Raw genomic sequence first — 1,484 nt, forward strand, 5'->3', positions numbered from 1 at the left:
TACACCCATTTCTCCATCAGCCATCTTGTCCCCCTCCTTTTTCAGTATAGATTGAGTAAAAACCCTTCTCTATATAAATCGGCAAAGGGGAACATTATCTTAAGCTATTTTTCGGATAGGCTCTAAGTAAAAAAATAAAAAAAAGCTTGACACTTTACATAACAGACACAGAGACGCAGAGAAAAAAATTAAAATCTATGTAAGCGTTCAGGTGTCCGTAAGGAAAAAGGGAAAAGTAGGGAAAAAGGGGAAAAATATTAAAGAATCTCATTATGTGATTTATTCCTATGTCTTCTCTGTTCCTCTGCGTCTCTGCGGTGAATTACCACCTGAACGATTCCAATGTCCCATAGGGACAATATATCGGTAAAATGGCTTTCCATAAATTTTCTACCAATATATCGTTCCTACGGAACTGATTGATTTGTCTATCTATTCCTACCGATATTATGTTCCTAACGGAACGATTATTCTCATGCCTTATTTATGGGTATTATCCTATGTAAACTTCCAGTTAATAACCGCTATAAGGAAAATTTCCGCTTCTTATGAACCTGGGTTTAGACCAGCGAGAGATTCCAGATTGCCTCTGCTGCGGCAGAACGAACATACCTATTATTCGATATTCAAGTTTTTTTTAAGATTAAGTGGTTTATCCTTTTTTAACCGCAAAGAACGCAAAGAAATTAACCGCAAAGAACGCAAAGATTATAGGTTGTTCACCACCCTTTTAATTCCTTCCTTGAGTCTTAATACATTGAAATTTATAAGCAATTAACAATATTTGAAAGTTCGTTTTCGTTTATAGACCTGTTTTCCTTTCTTTGCGTCCTTTGCGAAACCTTCCTTTGCGCTCTTTGCGGTTAAATCTTTATACCTTTAAAAAACTTGAACATCGAGTATTAAAATCCTTTAGTCCATCTACCAGACGGGCACAAAGCCTTTCACCTTCTTCCCTTCCTTTTAATTGCCGGATGGCAAAGAAGAGTTGTTCTCTATGTGGTGTTAGTTCATCCTTAATGCAGGCATCAAAGAGGTCAGATACAATCCTATTATTCAGCTCCTCATCATAAGAGACGGTATCTGAAAGGGCTTTGGCAGAGAGCAAAAGGTTCTTCTTAAGGATTTGTGCATTAATCTTATCAGTATCTTCGTAAATCCTTTTTATATAAAGGCTTGCCTTCTCACCGCTTTCTTGAATTATGCCAATCTTACCTGCCACCAGCCTCCATATTTCTTCATAGCGGGGGTTGTAAAGAAATTCAGAGATATACTTTTCCCAGGAATCTTTTACTGATTTTACCATTTGTTTTGCCACTAAATACTCCTGGAATGTTTGGTGGATAAAGCCATATTGGTTTCCCCTGAAAATAGCGAATTAGTGAATTAGAGATTAGCGAATTAGTATAGTATCCACAGACTCGTATCCTATGGTGTAGAACAGATATTCCCCCTTCATAAAGGGGGTTAGGGGGTTGTCCTTC

Annotated in this window: 1 protein-coding gene; it reads right to left on the reverse strand. The window is 37.4% G+C overall.

All coding sequences use genetic code 11. The features are described from left to right. Window positions 1-871: 871 nt before the first annotated feature. Entirely contained in the window at window positions 872-1,318 is a 447-nt protein-coding gene (locus tag AB1414_20710; GenBank protein MEW6609832.1) for a hypothetical protein, read from the reverse strand. Between the last annotated feature and the right edge of the window lie 166 nt (window positions 1,319-1,484).

It is taken from the genome of bacterium (assembly GCA_040755795.1).
GTDB lineage: Bacteria > UBA9089 > CG2-30-40-21 > CG2-30-40-21 > SBAY01 > JBFLXS01.